Genomic DNA, 18,466 nt, shown 5'->3' on the forward strand with positions numbered 1-18,466 from the left:
GGTACGGCACGCTGGGCAGGGCTCAGGATCCGATCACGCTGCGTAGTGACAACGGTCTGGTATTTACCTCTCGGCATTACACTCGGACGGTGTACCAATACGGTCTGAAACAGGAGTTCATCCGTCCCCACACCCCGCAGCAGAACGGGATGGTTGAGCGATTGATCCGAACTGTGAAAGAGCAGTGTCTCTGGCTTCATAACTTCCAGACACTGGATGAAGCCAGGCAAACCTTGAGGGCGTGGTTCAAGTACTACAACGAGCAGCGCCCTCATCAGGCACTGGGGATGAAAACACCCAGTACGATTTACCAACAATTAGCGGCTTGAGTGTGCAAATTCCGCTGGGTCATTACAGCCACAGTCATCTGGGAGGGTTGAGCCCAGAGGCCTTCGAGGCCGCATCAGCGTGAGGCTTCGCAGTGTCCATAAATCCGGGGCATTCCAGTAAGCTCGCAAGCGTTCGCCTTATGCTTAACGGCCTGCGACACTATCAAATTGACACTTTTTGAATTTATGTCTACTTTCATCGAACCAAAATCCAAAACCTGCTTAATTCGAGGACATCAATGCGTACATGGCTAATCACGGGTGCAAATAGAGGCATTGGTTGGCACATAGCTAATGCCGCCATTTCGGCCGGTGACAACGTAGTAGTAACCGGAAGGACACTGGCGAAGATAATCGAAGCGTTTCGCGGCTACGACGTAAATAAAGTCCTACCGCTTGCACTTGATGTCACAGCAATGGATCAGATCGAGAAGACAGTGGAAGCTACTATTGCCACTTTCGGTAAAATCGATATTTTGGTAAACAACGCAGGCTATGGCCAGTTGGGCCCGTTTGAAAACAATAGCATCGCCGATGTTGAGCATCAGTTCGCCACCAACGTGTTTAGCTTGTTCAACATGTGCAGAATGGTATTACCTGTGATGCGCAAAGAACGCTCTGGGCATATTTTCAATATCGCGTCGATCGCTGGCCTTGTCGGAATGCCAGGTGCTAGCGTGTATAGCGCCTCCAAATTTGCCGTCGCTGGTTTTTCAGAATCCTTGGCCCAGGAAGTTGCAGGCTTTGGCATTAAGGTTACTTCGGTGGCACCCGGCGCCTTCCGCACGGACTTTCTGGACGACAGTTCGGCTCATTTTGGCAGCGTGCCCCTTCCCGAATATAAGACGTTCTCTGATAAAATTCGCTCATCATCTGCTAATAACAACCATAAGCAACCCGGAGCACCCGAGAAGCTTGGCCAGGCTTTAGTCGAGTTAGCATTGGATCCGGAAGCTCCGCTCCATTTTATAGTGGGTTCCGATGCCGTCGGGCTGGCTGAAACCCAGTTAGCCTCGAGAAAACAGGAAATGCAGCGCTGGCGAAACTTAGCTACTTCTACTGACGCCTGACATCTCAGCAAACTTGGGCCGGTTAGCCCCGGCCAATCAGTTGCAGGAACTCCTGACGAGTGTTACCTGATGCACGGAAAGCACCCAGCATAACCGAGGTGAACATAGTGGAATTTTGTTTTTCAACTCCGCGCATCATCATGCACATGTGCTTAGCTTCTATCACTACGGCCACCCCTTCAGCCTGAGTCACCTCCTGCAGTGCCTCCGCGATCTGACGAGTAAGGTTTTCCTGTATCTGCAGCCGTCGAGCAAACATGTCGACAATGCGCGCCACCTTTGAAAGGCCAATAACCTTACCTTTGGGAAGGTAGGCAACATGCGCCTTGCCGACAAACGGCAACATATGGTGCTCGCAAAGGGAGTAAAGCTCGATATCCTTGACGACCACCATCTCGTCACCCTTGGCATCGAACAGTGCATTATTGACGATTTCTTCCAGCGATTGCTCGTAGCCCTTGCACAGAAACTGCATGGCTTTGGCTGCTCTTAGCGGGGTCTCTGCCAACCCGCCCCGCTGCGGATCCTCTCCAATGCCGCGCAAAATCGCCTCATACTGGAGAGCAATATTCTCTGTACTCATTCTGTTTCCTTAAGCAAATTTGAGCATACCGCCGCCGTTCAGATCTTGGCACGTACCGGTTATATAGGGATTGCCCATAACATAGCGCACAGCTTGATAAACCACGTCGGGGCCCGGCTCTGTGCCAAGAGCCGAACGGGACAGGATATACTTTCTGAATTCTTCACTATCATTATCGTTAAACATGATTAGCGCAGGGGCGATACTGTTGACCTTGATGTCCGGCGCGAAACGAGCAGCGAAGGAACGCGTCATGTTTTCCAGGCCTGCTTTTGTGGCCAGGTAGGCTACGTGATCAGCGTTGCCCCCGAGCGCATCATGATCGGTAATATGGATGATGTCAGCCGGACCTGAATCGAACCAGTCTGCAGCCGCCATATTGATCATGTAGGGAGCCTGCATATGCACCATGCACATCTGCTGAAACTGCTCGGGCGTCAGCCCCTCGTCTTCCAGCCACAATGAGGCGTTGTGAATGATGGCTCTTAAACGTAGCCTCTTCGCCGCGACTGCCGCTATGAACTCTGCAATGCCCTCCACGGTTGAAAAATCAGCCACGATGACGTCAATACCCTGTAACGGAGTGGCTTGCCACTCCGTTCTCAACCGGCGGCAGCTGATTATCACCTGAAAGCCATCCTCAACCAGACGACGAGCGCAATACAAGCCCACACGCTGACCGCCACCGGTGATCAGAACGGTTGGCCTGGACTTTATGGGCGCATCAGGCATATCAGCACCCTCGCTACTGTTCTTCGTCCAGGTAGTACCCCACGGCAACGATATAGCTGTCCGTCGCCTCAAACAGGGTCACTTTCGGTTCGTTCTTGCGGGTTACCGGGTTGGGCCACAGATAGGGAATACGACCACTTCCGCTCTGCGCAGCGGCCTCCAGAATTTGGTTACCAATTGGATGCCGGTCGGCGGAGTGCAGCTTGCGAAAATCGCTGCCGACCAGGCGCAGATTGTAACCATGGGCAATGAAGCGCTGAGTTTCTCGATCAACAACAAAGGCGTAAAGATCATCCCGAAGGTACTCAGCATCCAGCTTATTGATTCGCTCGAAGGTCTGCTGGGAATTTTCCTTCACCGCCTCCACGACATTATTGAGCAGCGCTTTCGCTTCTCCCTCGCTTGAACGGGGCATGTAATAGCCGACCGAGAATATTTTGTCATCAACGCGTTGAAAAAAAACCCGCTTGCGCTCCTCACGGCCGTCCTGCCAATTCTGCCAGCGATAGTCGGCATGATGTATGGTGTCGCTTGGCGGCAGGGCCAGGGCTTCCTTGAAGCCCTTGTTCAGGTCGTCGTTGAGCGCCTGGCTGACGTCTCGCCCAATCAGATTGGCCGAGGGTCCACCACTGGCAAGCATAATGCCCTCGGTATCGATGACATAGACATAGAGCTCGTCATCCATGAACTCTCCTTGCCGACTGAACGCAGCGATAGCCTTTTCGCCATTCTCCTGATAGTGGTCGACGGCTTTGCGCAAAAGCGACTTTGCGCGATCCGCCTCGTCAGCGTAGCGATCTTCCGGGATGCCCTGACCAAATACGTTGGCAATCAAAAACATCGTGGCAACCAGAGCGACATTTCGGCAGATCGGTAACATAGCCTATCTCCTACTTGTTGTTTTGGACGGCAATATTTCAAGACCCAGGCCTCTCATCAAAGATTCCTGCTGATAATCTCCTTCATGATTTCCGAGGTTCCACCGTAGATCCGCGCAACGCGAGCATCAACCCAGGCACGCCCTATCTTGTACTCGCTCATGAAACCGTAGCCACCATGAAGCTGCAGCAACTCGTCAAGCATCTTTCCTTGCATTTCCGAGCCGAGCAATTTTGCCATTGCCGCCACATCGGCGGTCAGTTCTCCAGCCATGACCTTTTCCAGACAGTCGTCCACGAACACCCGCAACATTGTCGCGTTGGCTTTCACTTCAGCCAGCTTGAACCGAGTATTCTGGAAATCAAATACAGTGTTACCGAACACCTTGCGCTCACGGGTATAGGTAATTGTTTCTTCGAGTAGTGTTTCAATCGACTGTGCCGCGCGCAACGCAATGATCAATCTTTCCCAAGCAAGCTGATGGGTAAGGTACTTGAATCCCCGATTCTCTTCGCCGAGCCTGTTGCTTACAGGTACACGCACGTCATCGAAAAACAGCTCGGCGGTGTCCTGACCTTTAAGACCGATCTTGTCGAGCAGCCGGCCCTTGGAAAAGCCGGTCCGGTCTGCCTCCACGCACACCAGTGTAAGATCCTTGCCGGCAGGATCCAGCTTGGTAGCCGTTACCACCAGGTCGGCGTTACCGCCATTGGTAATAAAGGTCTTCTGACCAGACACTACGTATTCATCACCTTCCTGTCGTAGTACGGTGCGCATGGATCGCAGGTCACTGCCGATTCCCGGCTCGCTCATGGCAATCACGCCGATCATCTCGCCGCTGACCATTTTGGGTAGCCATTTATGTTTCTGCTCTTCTGAACCGTAGGCGACAAGATAGGGCGCGACGATCTCCGAATGGGTAGTGAAACCCACAGCGGTGGCGTTGGCACGTGCCAGTTCTTCGATCATCACTGCCGAATGCCCGAAATCACCACCCGCACCGCCGTATTCTTCAGGCACAGTTGAGCACAGCAAGCCCATTTCGCCGGCTTTCAGCCATACCGCCTTGGGCACGATACCGACCGTTTCCCATTCGTGCAGATTCGGAACGATTTCCCGCTCGATGAAGCGACGAGCCTGCTCTCTGAACATGTTGTGGTCTTCACGAAATACTCTTCGCATCGTGACGCTCTCCTTGACGGCGTGTTACTGATCTTTGTAATCGGGCTTGCGCTTTTCCACGAAGGCGTTGACCGCCTCCTGATGATCGGCGGTGTGGTGCGCCAGCGATTGATACGCGGCGGACAGCTCCAGCAACGAATCCAGCCGCATATGCTGACCCTCGCGCAACAATCGCTTGCACAGGCGCAGGGCATGGCCGGGATTCGCAGCGATGCGCTCGGCCAGCGCCAGAACCTCGGACTCGAGATCTTCGGGAGCACAGACCTTCTCCACAAGCCCCCATTCAAGCGCCTGTGCCGCATCAATAGTATCCCCGGTAAACGCCATCAGACTCGCCTTGGGAATACCGATAATCCGGGGCAGCAGCCAGGCACCGCCATCACCGGGAACAATACCGAGTTTGACGAAGCTTTCAGCGAACAGCGCCTTGCTGCTGGCATAACGAATGTCGCACATGCAGGCCAGATCCAGCCCGGCACCGATAGCAGGCCCGTTGACGGCCGCAATGATCGGAATATCCAGCTCGTAGAGCGCCAGCGGGATTTGCTGAATACCATTGCGGTAGGTATCACGAAGTTGATACGGCGAACCACCGAAAATACCCTCCCGGTTCTGCATGTCCTTGATATTGCCACCGGCGCAGAACGCCTTGCCGTTGCCGGTCAACACCATCACCCTGGCGCTCTGGTCACGCCTGAGCTGCGCACAGAGATCGACGAATTCCTGCATCTGCACAGGGTCGGACAGCGCGTTGCGGGTATCCGGACTGTTCATCCTCACCACTACTACACCGCCGTTTCTTTCAACTTGAAGAAATTGCTCCATGGGTGTCATCCTTATTCTGAAATAGGAAGCTGTTCGTTGTGTGATTGCGTGATGAGCGGCCAGAAACCTTCCGCACCGGCATTGCACACAGCCTCTCCGAGCAACTTGCTCCAATAGGTGGACGAGCCGAATTCGCTGCGCCAGGCCCACAACCTGCGGGTCAGCAAATGGAGCGAGTATTCCCGCGTAAAGCCAATCGCACCATGCACCGAATGCCCGATACTAGTGGCCTGGCTGGCCGCATCGGAGGTGCTGACCTTGGCCGCAGCGATGCTGAATGTCGCCAATGCTGTATCAGACTGCGCAAATGCTGCTTCGGCTGCGATGTTCGCGGCTGCAGTCTGTTCAGCCAGCACGGCGAGCTGTTGCTGGATGGCCTGAAACGCGGAGATGGGACGACCAAACTGTTTTCGCTCGCCTGCATAGGCCGAGGTGAGTGTCATGATGGCCGTCAAGGCACCCGCAATCTGCGCAGAGCGCAGCATCGCACCGCCAGCCAACAGCACCGAAGGCGACAATCCGGCAGGCAATGGCACCGAAGCCAAGGGCAGCGCGGCGGAAAAATGCAATATATCGCGCGGCTCACCAGCAACGTTCACCCCCTCCACAATACGTTCTGCGGCGGCCGGCTCCAGCAACACCACGTCATACCCCTCGTCGCTGGTCACGACAGTAACCACCAGTTCGGCGTTACGTCCCCAGGGGACATAACGCAGTTCACCTGACAGCGCACCAGCAGAACATGTCAGGGTGGAGTCAGTGGCAACAGTCAGGATTCCGCTGCGCGAACCGATACCGCATTGCTCAAGCAACCAGTTACCCAGCAGCATTTCGACCAGCGGCACTGGTGCGGCATGCTGACCGGCCGCACGCACGATAACAAAAAGGTCAGCCCAGCTGGCCTCGGAACCGCCCACTTCCTCCGGCGCTCCGGCAAGCGTAATGCCGTTTTCCTCGAGCGCTCGCCAAAGATCGGCTGGCCACACGTTCTGTTCGGCCGCGCGGACATATTCCGGCGTAGCGATATCACTCAACAGACGCTCTATAGTCGACTCAAAAAGTTCTCTCATTATCGAAGCCCCAGTCCACGTGCAATGATCCCGCGGAGGATTTCACGAGTACCTCCACGCAGCGAGAAGGAAGGAGCCATCTGGGTCAGATACGCCAGCACCTGCGCGTGGTCGGACCCTCCTCCCACCTGCGGCTGATCTTCAACCAGCAACTGCAGTATTTCGGGGAGATCCTGTTCAAACACGTTGCCCAGATCCTTGACGCAGGAAGCGGCCCAGGCCGGATTCTGCCCTTCGCTGAGTTGCTGCGTAACGGCCAGGGACATATTGCGCAATGTGACCAATCGTGCGGTGATGCGCCCGATATCGCGCGCCTGCAACGCATCAGGCTGTTTGCCGATGGCGGCAATGGCCGTGTGTATGAGGGCGATACTGCTCAGAAAGCGCTCCGGGCCGCTGCGCTCGAATGCCAGCTCGGCGGTCACCTGGCCCCAGCCGTTGCCTTCCGCGCCAATCAGCGCATCGTTATCAAGCTGGACGTTATCGAAGAACACTTCATTGAAATGCTCGTTGCCGGACAGATCGGCAATCGGCCGTATCGTAACGCCAGGCAAGGACAGGTCGATAATGAACTGCGACATACCGCCGTGCCGACCGCTCTCCTCTTTGTCACCTGTACGCACCAGGGCAATCATGTAATGCGAATGCTGGGCGTTGGTAGTCCAGACCTTTTGCCCATTGAGCAACCAACCTGCCTCAGTCTTCTGTGCGTTAGATGTGATCGACGCCAGATCGGAACCGGAGTTGGGTTCGCTCATTCCGATACAGAAATAGCTCTCTCCGCGACAGATCGGCGGGAGATATTTTTCTCTCTGCGCTTCGGTACCAAAGCGCAGTATCAAGGGTGCGCTCTGGCGATCCGCGATCCAGTGCGCCGAAACCGGCGCGCCAGCGGCGAGCAATTCCTCGATGATCACGTAACGGGCAAAGGGTGACGCTTCGCCACCACCGTACTGCTTCGGCAGGGCCATCCCCAACCAGCCTCTGGAACCAAGCAAACGACTGAACTGCGCGTCGAATCCCATCCAGGAATAGGCACGCTTCACTGCGGGATAACCTTTCAGCGCTTCTGCCAGAAACGCTCTGACTTCCTGGCGAAGCGCCTCTGCCTCATCGGGAATAGTGCTGTATTTAAACTGGGAGATACTCATCAACAAGTCACTCTTGGCTACTCAAAGCACCTCAGGCAGCAACCGGCGGGGCTGCCCGCCGCCACTCCAGCGGGCGCCCCGCTGGAGCGGCAATATCAGCTGCCGGTCAAATTGCCGTTTTTGCGTCTGCTGCGTCGAACATCGCGTTGATATCGCCGGATGTAACGGGCTTGCCATCCTTGCGCGTTACCCCTGCACCACCCAATCCCAACGCGGGCTCGGTGCTGACATGCGTAGCCTGGGCACGCAGAGCGGCAACCGTGCAGTTCTCACGACCCAGAATCGAGAACGGATCATACGAGAACTCCCGCATTGCGTTGAGGTGAGTGACCTTGTCGATCTGCTGACGGGTCAGGTGCTTGAGGCCCGCCCAAACAGTCTCGGGCGACTCAGGCCAAGTGCAGTCGGAGTGCGGGTAATCGCTTTCCCAGGTGACCATGTCTTCATTCATGAAGTGCAGGTTCTGCAGGCCGAAGTTGTCTTCGATGAAGCAGGTAATGAAATGCTTGTGGAAGATATCGCTCGGCATCTTTCCACCGAAGTCCGCGTTGGTCCAGGCGCTATGGTGACGGTGAGTAAAGTCAGCGCGTTCCAGCAGGTACGGCACCCAGCCAATGCTGCCCTCGGACAACGCCATACGCAGCGTGGGGTACTTCTTCCACATGGGTGCCCAGATCCAATCCGCCGCCGCATTGGCGATGGAGATCGGCATGGTGGTGATCCAGGCGTCAATGGGCGACAGATCCGAAGCATGCTCAGCCTTGCCCCCCGATCCGATGTGACAGCAGATCACTACGTTGTTGTCGGCACATGCCTTCCACATCGGGTCCCAGTACTCGTCGTGGATCGACGGATAACCCAGGCGGGCAGGATTGTCGGAGAACGACAGCGCGTGCACACCTTGCGCCGATAGCCGCTTGATCTCAGCAACTGCTGCGTTCATGTCCCAATAGGGCACCAGCATCAGGGGGATGAAACGGCCCGGCATGGCATTACACCAGTCATACAGATGCCAGTCGTTATAGGCGCGAATCGCCGCCAAGGCGACGTCTCTGTTCGAATGGGCCTGGAAGCGCTGACCGGCAAAGCCAGGAAAGGTTGGAAAACACAGGGAGCCAAGCACCCCGTTAGCATTCATGTCATCCACCCGGGCCTTGACGTCCCATGTGCCACGGCGCATCTGGTCGTAGCCAAGCGGTTCCATCCCGTATTCTTCCTTCGGGCGTCCTACAACGGAATTAAGCCCCATGTATCCAGTGGCTTCATCCTCGAAGACCCATACATCGCGCTCACCCCGTTTCTCAACGCGCGGCTCTCGACCTTTGAATTTTTCTGGCATGTGGTGCTTGAACGCGTCCGGCGGCTCAATGGCGTGATCGTCCACACTTACAAGGATGAGGTCGTCGAGTTTCATGGTTGTTCCCCTTCGCTTTTAGCGGATTGTGATTGTTGACTCATGATAGACCAAGATACACAAAATTTAAACACTTTTTTGATTTGTGTGTATATAAGATTTTTTGCGGAACTGCCAGCGGCACCGATCGGCTGCAGAAAAGGGGTAAGAATGGGAATCTGAACGAAAAAAGGCCGCCAGCAGAGCTGGACGGCCTGTTCAAGCCTCTAGAAAGAGAGCATCAATCCCAGATAACGTGCAACTGATGCGGGCCGCGCAATTGGGCACCGGTGATCTCGGGGGCAGGCTTCGACGGATCGAGCCGTATATTAGGCATCATGTCCAGTACAGCATTGAGCGCGCAGTTGATTTCCGTCTTGGCCACGAACTGACCAATACACATATGGGGGCCGAAACCAAAACCGAACGAGGGACGCGGACGACGGTCAATATCAAACACGTCGGCATTCTCATAGACGTCTTCATCGCGGTTGGCGGAGCTGACGATGCAGGAGACCATCGCGCCCTTTGGAATCTTGACGCCACGAATCTCGGTGTCCTCTGCGGCCTGGCGAACCTTGAATGTCGCTACCGGTTCATAGCGAATGGACTCATCGATGGCCTTGTTGACCAGATTGCGATCATTGCGCACGCGCTCCAGCAACTCGGGATTCTCAAGCAACAACGTCATCAGGGTGCCAAACGTACGCGTGGTGGTTTCCCCAGCGGCCGGTAACAATGAGCGCACAAATGTAGTAATTTCGTGATCATCCAACGAGCGACCCTCATATTCAGCCTGGATGAGACGACTGATCAGATCATCGCCTGAGCCACCCTCGGCGCGACGCTCAGCGACGACCAGCTTGATGGCGTCATAGAGCGCACCCGCCGCTTCCATCGCTGCCTTCTTGGCTGCCTGAGCCTTGGCCGGGTCAACCTGCGGCCCGGCCAGAATGGCTAGCGCCCAGGCGGCGTACTGTTTGATTTTTTCAGGTTGATCGCTGGGGAAGCCAATCAACGAATAAATCACCCTGATGGGAAAATACAGAGCGAAGTCCATCAGATCCGCCTTCTTCTGCGGAACCAGGGGCTTAATGAATTCTTCCCGGATGACCCCGTCTATGCGATCCTCTTTCCAGCGATTGACCGTATCCGGCATGAATACTGGCTGCAGCAGATTACGCATGTTCCTGTGCTGCTCGCCGTCCATTGCTGTAAGGATCAATCCGTCGAAGAACGCACCCAGACCTTCAGCGATAAATCCGCTGGTAAATTTTGAAGCATCTCGCATTACCTGCATGACATCGTCATATTTGAACAGCGTGAAGCACGGGCGATTCGGATCCACCCCCGCTATAGACGGCACCCCCAACTGCTCCATGAAATTACCTTCCATGACAGGGTTGGTTTTCCGCATCTTCGCGTAAACGGCGTGAAGGTCGATATCACTACCTTGATAATTGCTTGCCACATCGGCAAACACCTTCTCCAGCTCGCTTTTGGGCGCATTGGACATGATCGTCTCCCTTTAATATTCTATTAATTTTGTCAGGCTAGCTACAGGGTCTGAAGTTCGGTCGCTGACTAAAGCTTAAGCTCCGCGGCAGCGTAATTGAACCCTTTTAAATATTTTGATTAACTTCCATCCCCCCCACACTACCACTTGGGATTGGCTCATTCCCATAATCAATATGCCTGCTGGACATAGGTCATACGCCCGCCCGCCAGCATCAGAGCGCAATACATATTGAGCTCGGTAATCTGAGGCTCACTGAAATATGGTGCCAGCGCCGCATAGTGCTTGTCGTCCAGCTCCATGTAGTCGCCGGCGAAAAGACCGGCAAATGTCAGGGCAGCCTGCTCGGCGGGAGTAAACCGATCACTGTCCGTCGCCAGGCAAGCGATATCCTCTTCGCTTACCTCCTCCGACTTTCGTGCCAGTTGGCAAACTTGGCAGGTAGTGACGCTGGCGACCTTCAGCCGCACCAGCTCGCGCACACGCTCGCTCAACAGACTGTGGAAATGAAACTGTTCTAGCAACGCGAGCCAGCCTTGCGCAAGCGCTGGACGATGCGCCCATACCTGTACTGGCACGCTGGAGCTGAGCATTCCTGACTGCAGCCCCCGCTCCAGGGTATCTGCCAGGCTATCTGGTAAAGCCGACAGCGGAACGGGTGAAATTCGTGACATAAACCACCTCGCGCCGACCCTGGTCGGCATACTTGTCAGACCAGGCGTTCGATCAGCGTAGCGGTTCCCATGCCACCAGCGCAGCATATCGCCTGCATGGCGTAGCGACCGTTACGACGTTCCAGCTCATTCAACATTGAAGTCATGATCCGTGCGCCACTTGCACCTAGAGGGTGGCCAAGGGCAATGGCACCGCCATTCACATTCAGGCGATCTGCCGACACGCCTATTTCCCTGAGCCAGGCGATAGGTACGGATGCAAAGGCTTCGTTGATCTCGAACAGATCTACATCGTCGATCTTCAGATCGGCTTTGGCCAGAATTTTACGCGTAGCCTCAATGGGACCCGTGAGCATCAGCGTTGGATCCGCGCCCACCGTTACAATCGCTCTGATCCGCGCCCGAGGCTTCAGGCCCAAACGGGACGCCGTCTCCGCGGACATCAGCAGCAGCGCAGCAGCACCATCAGAAATTTGCGACGAATTACCTGCCGTGATTCGCCCGTTCTCCGGACGGAAGCTGGTCTTCAGGCTAGCCAGCTTTTCAAGAGAGGTGTCGCGCCGAATGGTTTCATCGGCAGTAAGCAGCCCGGTGAAACCCTCATAGCCCTTCTCGCAGTATTCGCCTACCGGTACTGGAACAATCTCTTGTTCGAAATACCCAGCATCCGCAGCAACGGCCGCCCGACGATGGCTTTCAAGAGCGAATGCGTCCAGCTCATCACGGCTGATCTGCCATTTTTCCGCCACGCGCTCCGCTGCCTCGCCCTGGGAGGTCAGCTCGTGTCGCTCCAGCGCCATCCAGCCGAACGCTTCGCCATGTATCTCGCGGTTGCTGCCCATAGGCACCCGGCTCATGCTTTCCACTCCACCGGCAATCACGATCTCTGCAGCTCCGGCTGCAATGGCGCCCACTGCAGCATGTACCGCCGCTTCACCGGAGCCGCACTTGCGATCCAGCGTCAGGCCCGGCACAGAAGCGGGCCAGCCCGCGCCCAACAGGGCCGTGCGCGCGACGTTGGCCGACTGCTCTCCGATCTGCGTCACACAACCGAAGATGACGTCATCAATCTGCTCGGCGGAAAGCCCCGTGCGCTGCAACAGCTCATTGATGACCAACGAGCCCAGGTGGTCGGCACGGACGCCAGCCAGGCTGCCGCGAAAGCGGCCAACCGGCGTGCGTACTGCGTCGACAATGACGATATCATTCATAACGCACTTCCTTTGAGCCCGGAACCGGGAACTCGATTGCCTTCATGGTACTGATATACGCCGTGCCCGGTCTTGCGCCCCAGCCGTCCGGCAGCGACCATCTTGATGATCAGCGGGCAAGGCCGAAACTTCTCACCCAGCGTTTCATGCAAGTAACGCAGTACGGACAGGCGCGTGTCCCAGCCTGTGAGATCGCCCAGTTCGAGCGGACCCATAGGGTGATTGAAGCCCATACGGAGCGCAGTATCGATATCTTCGGCGGTAGCGATGCCCTCCTGAAGCATATACATCGCCTCATTACCCAACAGCGCAGACATGCGACTGGTAGTCAGGCCGGGAGATTCGTTGACGGTGATTGACGTCTTGCCAATCGCATCGCAAAGATCCTTGACCCTCGCGACAGTTTCATCGCTGGTAGCCAGTCCGCGAACCAGCTCGACCAGCTTCATCTTGTGCACCGGATTGAAAAAATGCATCCCTATGAAGCGCTCGGGAGCAGGAACCGATGCTGCAATTTCGGTGACACTCAGGGCCGACGTGTTACTGGCGATGATGGCGTTATCCACCATCAGACTGGCGGCCTGCATAACCACCGCTTTCTTGATTGCAAGCTGTTCGGAAACGGTCTCCACGAGCAGGTTGGCGCCTACTGCCGCCTCGGACAACTCTGCATTGACCGTCAGCCGATCCAGGGCAGCCCGCCCCTTCTCTTCACTGACCTTGCCCAACCGGACACCATCACCCAATATTTTTTCAACACTTGCATAGGCTTTCTCGAGGGCAGCGGCATTGGTATCCACCAATACTGTCTCGAAACCTGAGCTCGCGAAGGCATGGGCAATACCGGTGCCCATCAGACCTGCGCCCACTACCACTACCTTGTTGCTTTTGTCAGCACCCATGATAAAGAGCCTCTTATACGTTTTCTTCACTGACCACGTTGCGGAGCGTACCAATACCCTCGATGGAGGCTTCCACGACATCCCCTGGACTCAGGAAACGTCCGGTTCCCATGCCAACACCGGCAGGTGATCCGGTGAAGAGAATATCTCCGCAGGCGAAACTCGACCGCGCATGCACGAAAGCAATCAGCTCGCCCACATCCCAGGTCATGTCGGCCGTTGTTCCGTCCTGACGTACTTCGCCGTTTACCGCCAGTGTCAGACGCAGCTTGGGCGAACCCTGTGGAAACTCATCCTTGGTGACAATCCACGGCCCTACACCCGTGGTGCGATCCTGGCTTTTGGCAGAAAACAGATCCATGCCAATACCTTTGGGGCCGCTACGCTGCAGATCTCGCGCACTGACGTCATTGCCCACGGTATAGCCGAGCACACAAGCAAGCGGGTTCTGCAGATCGATCTGGCTGCTGCCGATCACCGCCACAAGCTCCACCTCATGATCCAGCTCCTTGGTGAGTGGTGGATAACGGATTGGATCATTCGCGCCAATCAAGGCACCGTAGGCCTTGAGGAAAGCGAACGGCTGGAGGGGTGTGTCAAGCCCGAAATCATCCTGCAGATGCGCAAGATAGTTGGCACCCGCCACCACCACACGATTGGTCGGATCAACTGGTGGCAGGAGCACGATATCAGCCATCGCCACTGGCTTGGCAGCCAGTGACAATGCGCTGATCCCGGCACCACCGGCTACTCGGGGTGCCCATTCCTGAAAATCACCCAGGATCGGATTGACTTCGTCATGCTCGAGATCGACGACAGCCCAGAAGGGCTTGCCGCCGTTAAGAGAGCAGCGTGCCAGTTTCATCAGGCACCTACCTTACCGGCTGATTTGGCGGGGTCTCCCACCTTGCCGATCTTCGCCGGATCCAGGTGCAGCAGCTCACAGGCATTCTTCCACCGGATGCGATCCATATCTTCCTGGGAAAGCTTCAGATCCGAGGTCAGGTCATGACGTACTGCATCACTGCCGCCAAAATTGGAACCGTAAAGCACCCGGTCAGCACCAATCACTTCCACCATTGCCTGGCGCATGGGCACTTCGTGCAACTCGACGTCAAAATAGAAGTTGCGCAGATACTCCAGGAAAGGCTTCTTGTTATAGGACACGTCAAGGTTCGGGTTGGTCTGCGCCATCCGACCGAGCTGATAGGGTACATAACCGCCGCCGTGCGTAATGTAGACCTTCAGGTTCGGGAAGCGATCGAATACACCACCGTTGATCATGTACCAGAAACATTTGGTTTCGTCGTAGTTCATGCCGACGATCGCGGTTGTTTCGTAACGGTCGGTATTGGCTTCCTTGCCCCAGGTCACTGACTGGTTGTAGCCGTGCACAAACATGGGCACATCCAGGTCACACAGCGCCTCCCAGACGGGATCCATTTCCGGCGAATCGAACTCCAGTCCGCCGAAGTTGGAACCACCGGCTACCAGGCCTTTGGCGCCCAGCTCGGTGACCGCCCGACGAATCTCCTTGGCCGCCTCGACAGGCACGTTCAACGGTGCATGCGCCCAGAACATAAGGCGATCAGGTGCTCCGGAGCAATACTTGGCCAGTGAGTCGTTCACCGTTCTGGCAAAGGGAACGCCAAACTCGGGTTCAGCCCAGTACATGTAGCAGTGACTTGGCACGGAGATGACCTGGGCATTCTGACCAGCGGCGTCCATCGCGGCAAGACGATGCTGAGGGTCAGCCCATTTCGCCATGTATTCGGCTACCTGCAGCGTTTCGCCACGGGCGTGGGCCTCACGCAGGGCCTTTTTCCGTTCCGGCGCGCCCAGTGTAAGAATCCACTCACCAACCCGCAGCTTAATATCACCGTCAGGTTGCGATTCAAAAGCCGGTCCCCAATACGGGTGCTGATCGTAGTATTCCGGGTGCGGCGCATGTGCATGAAGATCGATAAGCATGAGGTAAACCCCTGTTCTGATTGTTCTGGGTGAAGGCGCACAGGCGTTGAATCTTTCAATGCGCCTGGCTTGCACCTCACAGCATAATACAGATTGATCAGAAACCCAAAATCTGTTCAACTTTTTTGCAGTCTGAACAGGTTTCTGGCGTAAAGCATCAAGTCGATTCTACCGTTCCCAACACCGGGGAAAACCAGATAACCAATTGCTTTTTAACAGATTATTTGACTAGCCGTGAACAGAACGCGCAGCAGTCAGCAGCGGTTCGCGGGGAAAGGTGCAGAGAAACATACAAAAAGAGTGGCGAAGCGGATTGCTACAGATCCTGTAGTAGTGTTCAAACATCGTAAACCGGAGCACTACAGCTATAACGCAAAGCGCGTTCCAGGCCCCCAGGGCGGGGGCGGGAATGTTCTGGGGCAGCAGGCCCCCGAATTCAGCGACGGGTTCGGGAGGTGGAACCCATGATCAATGAAGCGAAAAGTCTTTTCACCCGCACGGGCAACAGCCGCCGACCAGCTCTCTCCGGAACCAGCACCTCGCTCAGCACATAACGAATAATCATTTCGCAGATCAACTCCCTGTCCAGCTTGACCCCAAGCCTCGCATCCCAGTCATCGAAGACGATATCCAGCGTATCCTGAAAACGAAGGATCGAGTCATGAAAGATACGCCTGAAGAAACCCAGCGCATATTCCGGCGCCACAACCAGCAAACGCCGTGCCCGGCTTTGCTCCAGGTAGTCATCGATAAAGCTGATAAACGCATTGAGCCGCGCTTCAGGCTCCTCGACAGTGCTGATAGTATTGAGCAGAACCTGATGGAAATCATCCCGCTTGTGGCGGGAGAACGTATCAAGCAGATCCTCCTGGGAGGAAAAATAACGGTAGAAGGTACCGCGGGACACACCTGCCAGCTTGCACACCTCAAGAATGGAAATACGATCAGCACCAGAAAGCAGCACCACTTCTTCGGTGGCCCGCAAAATGCTGCTGATCGTTTCTTCAGATCGACGGTTGGGCTTCACTGACCGCGTTTTCCCCCCCGTCAGAACTGGATCCGGCCTACGCGCGGCACCCGAACGGCTTACTGACTCCCCCTTACCCCTCATTACTTCAGTCTCTGCAGCTTCCTTATCAAGCATAGTGTCCCCCTGTCAGCGTCATCAAAGGCAAGTCTATCAGTTTAACTGGTCACAATCAGCAGTTTCTGTTCAACTCTTGCTAGAGACAACGCAAAAAATACAATATAGAATTGGATTCTGCATTAAAAATAAAATCATCAAGCTCCCATAGTGAGCTGGCCGGAAGGAGATTTCGTATGAGTGGTACTGGAAATGCAGAGACGTGGTTCGTTGGAGAGCAGGACACGGTGATCGCAGCGCTGGATCGAGCTGTTGCACGCCATCCAGAACGAGTCTTCCTCGATTTTAGCGGAGAGTTATACACTTTTCGTGATGTTGATTTAATGTCTACCAAGCTTGCCCACTCCTTGTCTGAACTGGGTGTTCAGGCTGGCCATACGGTCGTCACCATGCTGGACAACAATATTGACGCTGTTGTCTGCTGGCTGGCAGTTAACAAGCTCTGCGCTGTCAGTGTGCCCATCAATACCGCCTTGCGCGGGGAGTTCCTGCGCCACCAGATAGCCGATGCCGACACCCAGCTGCTGATTTGCGAAGCGTCTTACCTGGAACGCGTAGCCGCCGTCGCCGGCCAGCTTGATGCCCTCAAGCTCGTTCTTTATCGCGACACACTTGAGACAGCTATCGACTGTGCAGTTCCTGTTGCCGCGCTTGATGAACATAGAGGTCAGGATGCGACGCCGTTTGAAGTGAAGCCAGCGCCGTCCGATCTGTCCTGTTTGATCTACACCTCAGGCACCACCGGCCCCTCCAAAGGATGCATGATCAGCTACAACTTCATGTGCAATCTGGCGCGCTTGCAGCTGCGTTCCGGTCCGGCAAATGAAAATGACGTAACCATCACTCCCTTGCCCCTGTTTCATATGAATGCTCTGTGCGTGACCATCATCGCCAGCATCATGGTTGGCGCCCGGGCCGCCATCCTCCCCCGCTTCTCCGTTTCCAACTTCTGGCCGGAGGTGGAACGCAGCGGCGCGACCATCGCTTCCATTCTTGGTGGAATGGGTGGACTTCTGGCAAAAGCTCCAGACAACGATGCAATGAAGCGCTGCTACGGGCAAATTCATACTGCCCGCGGCAATCCCTACACGGAGGAAACTAAGGAAATATGGCGTTCACGCTTCGGCACACGGCTCGTTGGCGGCAACGGCTACGGCCTTACCGAAGCTTGCGTGATCACCTCGCTTGCCGCTGGCGAGTATGCCAAGCCCGGTTCATCCGGCAAGCGCATACCGGATTTTGACGTGCGTATCGTGGACGATAATGATCATGAAGTTCCGCCCAACGTACCGGGGGAAATCGTTGTTCGCCCGCTACGCCCGGATATCATGTTCCAGGGGTACTGGCGCCGACCTGAAGCAACATTGGAAGTGATGAAGAATATGTGGTTTCACACCGGAGACATCGGGAAGTTCGACGAAGACGGGTTCTTCTTCTTCGTTGACCGCAAGAAGGACTATCTGCGACGCCGTGGTGAAAACATATCCAGCTTCGAAATGGAGTCAGCCTTCGCCGCCCACCCGGCCATTTCAGAAGTGGCAGTACACGCGGTATTGTCAGACAAGGGCGAAGACGATGTGAAAGTTACCGCCGTTCTGCACGAGGACGCGAAACTCACGGAGGAGGAGCTGTTTCACTGGGCCACGGATGTAGTGCCCTATTATGCCCTCCCCCGCTATATCGAATTTCGCAGCACCCTGCCCAAGAACCCCCAAGGCCGCGTGCTCAAATACCAACTGCGTGATGAGGGCAAGACAGAAAACACTTGGGATCTGGAAGATACCAACATCAGCGTCAAGAAACGCTGATCTACCCTATAGCTCTGCGCAATGCG

18 protein-coding genes are annotated in these 18,466 nt (G+C 55.6%); 3 read left to right on the forward strand and 15 right to left on the reverse strand.

What is annotated here, in order from left to right; genetic code table 11:
• On the forward strand, window positions 1–329 hold a 329-nt coding region (locus tag BM046_RS15325), incomplete at its 5' end, for an integrase core domain-containing protein (protein ID WP_143084213.1).
• 239 nt (window positions 330–568) lie between these two features.
• Window positions 569–1,399: an SDR family NAD(P)-dependent oxidoreductase gene (locus BM046_RS15330; protein ID WP_090541061.1), complete on the forward strand. Its 831-nt coding sequence runs from the start codon at window positions 569–571 to the stop codon at window positions 1,397–1,399.
• A gap of 22 nt (window positions 1,400–1,421) precedes the next feature.
• Here the strand turns inward: BM046_RS15330 and folE are convergent, their stop codons facing one another.
• The 15 genes from folE to BM046_RS15405 form a co-directional block, all read right to left on the reverse strand.
• Window positions 1,422–1,982, reverse strand: coding sequence for a GTP cyclohydrolase I FolE (gene folE, locus BM046_RS15335; protein ID WP_090541064.1), 561 nt, complete (start codon window positions 1,980–1,982; stop codon window positions 1,422–1,424).
• Window positions 1,983–1,991: 9 nt separating this feature from the next.
• Entirely contained in the window at window positions 1,992–2,714 is a 723-nt protein-coding gene (gene folM, locus BM046_RS15340; RefSeq protein WP_090541066.1) for a dihydromonapterin reductase, read from the reverse strand.
• Window positions 2,715–2,727: 13 nt separating this feature from the next.
• Entirely contained in the window at window positions 2,728–3,594 is an 867-nt protein-coding gene (locus BM046_RS15345; protein ID WP_235818664.1) for a cache domain-containing protein, read from the reverse strand.
• Window positions 3,595–3,650: 56 nt separating this feature from the next.
• Window positions 3,651–4,775, reverse strand: coding sequence for an acyl-CoA dehydrogenase family protein (locus tag BM046_RS15350; RefSeq protein WP_074779571.1), 1,125 nt, complete (start codon window positions 4,773–4,775; stop codon window positions 3,651–3,653).
• 24 nt (window positions 4,776–4,799) lie between these two features.
• Complete coding sequence (locus BM046_RS15355) at window positions 4,800–5,600, reverse strand: crotonase/enoyl-CoA hydratase family protein (protein ID WP_090541070.1); 801 nt, start codon at window positions 5,598–5,600, stop codon at window positions 4,800–4,802.
• Window positions 5,601–5,611: 11 nt separating this feature from the next.
• Window positions 5,612–6,670, reverse strand: a complete 1,059-nt coding sequence (locus tag BM046_RS15360; RefSeq protein ID WP_090541073.1) for an acyl-CoA dehydrogenase family protein — start codon at window positions 6,668–6,670, stop codon at window positions 5,612–5,614.
• Window positions 6,670–7,821, reverse strand: a complete 1,152-nt coding sequence (locus BM046_RS15365) for an acyl-CoA dehydrogenase family protein (RefSeq protein ID WP_090541075.1) — start codon at window positions 7,819–7,821, stop codon at window positions 6,670–6,672. Before BM046_RS15365 ends, BM046_RS15360 begins: the two co-directional genes overlap by 1 nt.
• A gap of 106 nt (window positions 7,822–7,927) precedes the next feature.
• On the reverse strand, window positions 7,928–9,235 hold the full coding sequence (locus tag BM046_RS15370) for an amidohydrolase family protein (protein WP_090541078.1): 1,308 nt from the start codon (window positions 9,233–9,235) through the stop codon (window positions 7,928–7,930).
• A gap of 220 nt (window positions 9,236–9,455) precedes the next feature.
• Window positions 9,456–10,730 (reverse strand): cytochrome P450, encoded by a 1,275-nt coding sequence (locus BM046_RS15375; RefSeq protein WP_090541081.1) that lies wholly within the window; start codon window positions 10,728–10,730, stop codon window positions 9,456–9,458.
• Window positions 10,731–10,900: 170 nt separating this feature from the next.
• Complete coding sequence (locus BM046_RS15380; protein ID WP_074779583.1) at window positions 10,901–11,404, reverse strand: carboxymuconolactone decarboxylase family protein; 504 nt, start codon at window positions 11,402–11,404, stop codon at window positions 10,901–10,903.
• A 35-nt stretch (window positions 11,405–11,439) separates the two neighbouring features.
• Entirely contained in the window at window positions 11,440–12,615 is a 1,176-nt protein-coding gene (locus BM046_RS15385; protein ID WP_090541086.1) for a thiolase family protein, read from the reverse strand.
• Complete coding sequence (locus BM046_RS15390; protein ID WP_090541089.1) at window positions 12,612–13,517, reverse strand: 3-hydroxyacyl-CoA dehydrogenase; 906 nt, start codon at window positions 13,515–13,517, stop codon at window positions 12,612–12,614. The genes BM046_RS15385 and BM046_RS15390 overlap by 4 nt, the downstream gene beginning before the upstream one ends.
• Before the next feature lie 13 nt (window positions 13,518–13,530).
• The gene (locus tag BM046_RS15395) at window positions 13,531–14,382 is read right to left on the reverse strand and encodes a fumarylacetoacetate hydrolase family protein (protein ID WP_090541092.1); all 852 of its coding nucleotides are present in this window, start codon (window positions 14,380–14,382) and stop codon (window positions 13,531–13,533) included.
• On the reverse strand, window positions 14,382–15,488 hold the full coding sequence (locus tag BM046_RS15400) for an amidohydrolase family protein (RefSeq protein WP_090541095.1): 1,107 nt from the start codon (window positions 15,486–15,488) through the stop codon (window positions 14,382–14,384). The genes BM046_RS15395 and BM046_RS15400 overlap by 1 nt, the downstream gene beginning before the upstream one ends.
• Before the next feature lie 436 nt (window positions 15,489–15,924).
• Window positions 15,925–16,632: a TetR/AcrR family transcriptional regulator gene (locus tag BM046_RS15405; RefSeq protein WP_090541098.1), complete on the reverse strand. Its 708-nt coding sequence runs from the start codon at window positions 16,630–16,632 to the stop codon at window positions 15,925–15,927.
• Between the two features lie 176 nt (window positions 16,633–16,808).
• Here BM046_RS15405 and BM046_RS15410 point away from each other — a divergent pair, with 176 nt between their 5' ends.
• Window positions 16,809–18,440 (forward strand): ATP-dependent acyl-CoA ligase, encoded by a 1,632-nt coding sequence (locus tag BM046_RS15410; RefSeq protein WP_090541101.1) that lies wholly within the window; start codon window positions 16,809–16,811, stop codon window positions 18,438–18,440.
• The last annotated feature ends 26 nt before the right edge of the window (window positions 18,441–18,466 follow it).

The organism is Halopseudomonas formosensis (assembly GCF_900115905.1).
GTDB classification, from domain to species: domain Bacteria; phylum Pseudomonadota; class Gammaproteobacteria; order Pseudomonadales; family Pseudomonadaceae; genus Halopseudomonas; species Halopseudomonas formosensis.

What these genes read in the sequence shown, in the direction of transcription:
- folM (WP_090541066.1), bottom strand. Translation starts at nt 2,714, where the DNA reads ATGCCTGATGCGCCCATAAAGTCCAGGCCAACCGTTCTGATCACCGGT.
- BM046_RS15410 (WP_090541101.1), top strand. Translation starts at nt 16,809, where the DNA reads ATGAGTGGTACTGGAAATGCAGAGACGTGGTTCGTTGGAGAGCAGGAC.
- BM046_RS15375 (WP_090541081.1), bottom strand. Translation starts at nt 10,730, where the DNA reads ATGTCCAATGCGCCCAAAAGCGAGCTGGAGAAGGTGTTTGCCGATGTG.
- BM046_RS15355 (WP_090541070.1), bottom strand. Translation starts at nt 5,600, where the DNA reads ATGGAGCAATTTCTTCAAGTTGAAAGAAACGGCGGTGTAGTAGTGGTG.
- BM046_RS15360 (WP_090541073.1), bottom strand. Translation starts at nt 6,670, where the DNA reads ATGAGAGAACTTTTTGAGTCGACTATAGAGCGTCTGTTGAGTGATATC.
- BM046_RS15385 (WP_090541086.1), bottom strand. Translation starts at nt 12,615, where the DNA reads ATGAATGATATCGTCATTGTCGACGCAGTACGCACGCCGGTTGGCCGC.
- BM046_RS15345 (WP_235818664.1), bottom strand. Translation starts at nt 3,594, where the DNA reads ATGTTACCGATCTGCCGAAATGTCGCTCTGGTTGCCACGATGTTTTTG.
- BM046_RS15400 (WP_090541095.1), bottom strand. Translation starts at nt 15,488, where the DNA reads ATGCTTATCGATCTTCATGCACATGCGCCGCACCCGGAATACTACGAT.
- BM046_RS15330 (WP_090541061.1), top strand. Translation starts at nt 569, where the DNA reads ATGCGTACATGGCTAATCACGGGTGCAAATAGAGGCATTGGTTGGCAC.
- BM046_RS15405 (WP_090541098.1), bottom strand. Translation starts at nt 16,632, where the DNA reads ATGCTTGATAAGGAAGCTGCAGAGACTGAAGTAATGAGGGGTAAGGGG.
- BM046_RS15390 (WP_090541089.1), bottom strand. Translation starts at nt 13,517, where the DNA reads ATGGGTGCTGACAAAAGCAACAAGGTAGTGGTAGTGGGCGCAGGTCTG.
- BM046_RS15380 (WP_074779583.1), bottom strand. Translation starts at nt 11,404, where the DNA reads ATGTCACGAATTTCACCCGTTCCGCTGTCGGCTTTACCAGATAGCCTG.
- BM046_RS15350 (WP_074779571.1), bottom strand. Translation starts at nt 4,775, where the DNA reads ATGCGAAGAGTATTTCGTGAAGACCACAACATGTTCAGAGAGCAGGCT.
- BM046_RS15370 (WP_090541078.1), bottom strand. Translation starts at nt 9,235, where the DNA reads ATGAAACTCGACGACCTCATCCTTGTAAGTGTGGACGATCACGCCATT.
- folE (WP_090541064.1), bottom strand. Translation starts at nt 1,982, where the DNA reads ATGAGTACAGAGAATATTGCTCTCCAGTATGAGGCGATTTTGCGCGGC.
- BM046_RS15365 (WP_090541075.1), bottom strand. Translation starts at nt 7,821, where the DNA reads ATGAGTATCTCCCAGTTTAAATACAGCACTATTCCCGATGAGGCAGAG.
- BM046_RS15395 (WP_090541092.1), bottom strand. Translation starts at nt 14,382, where the DNA reads ATGAAACTGGCACGCTGCTCTCTTAACGGCGGCAAGCCCTTCTGGGCT.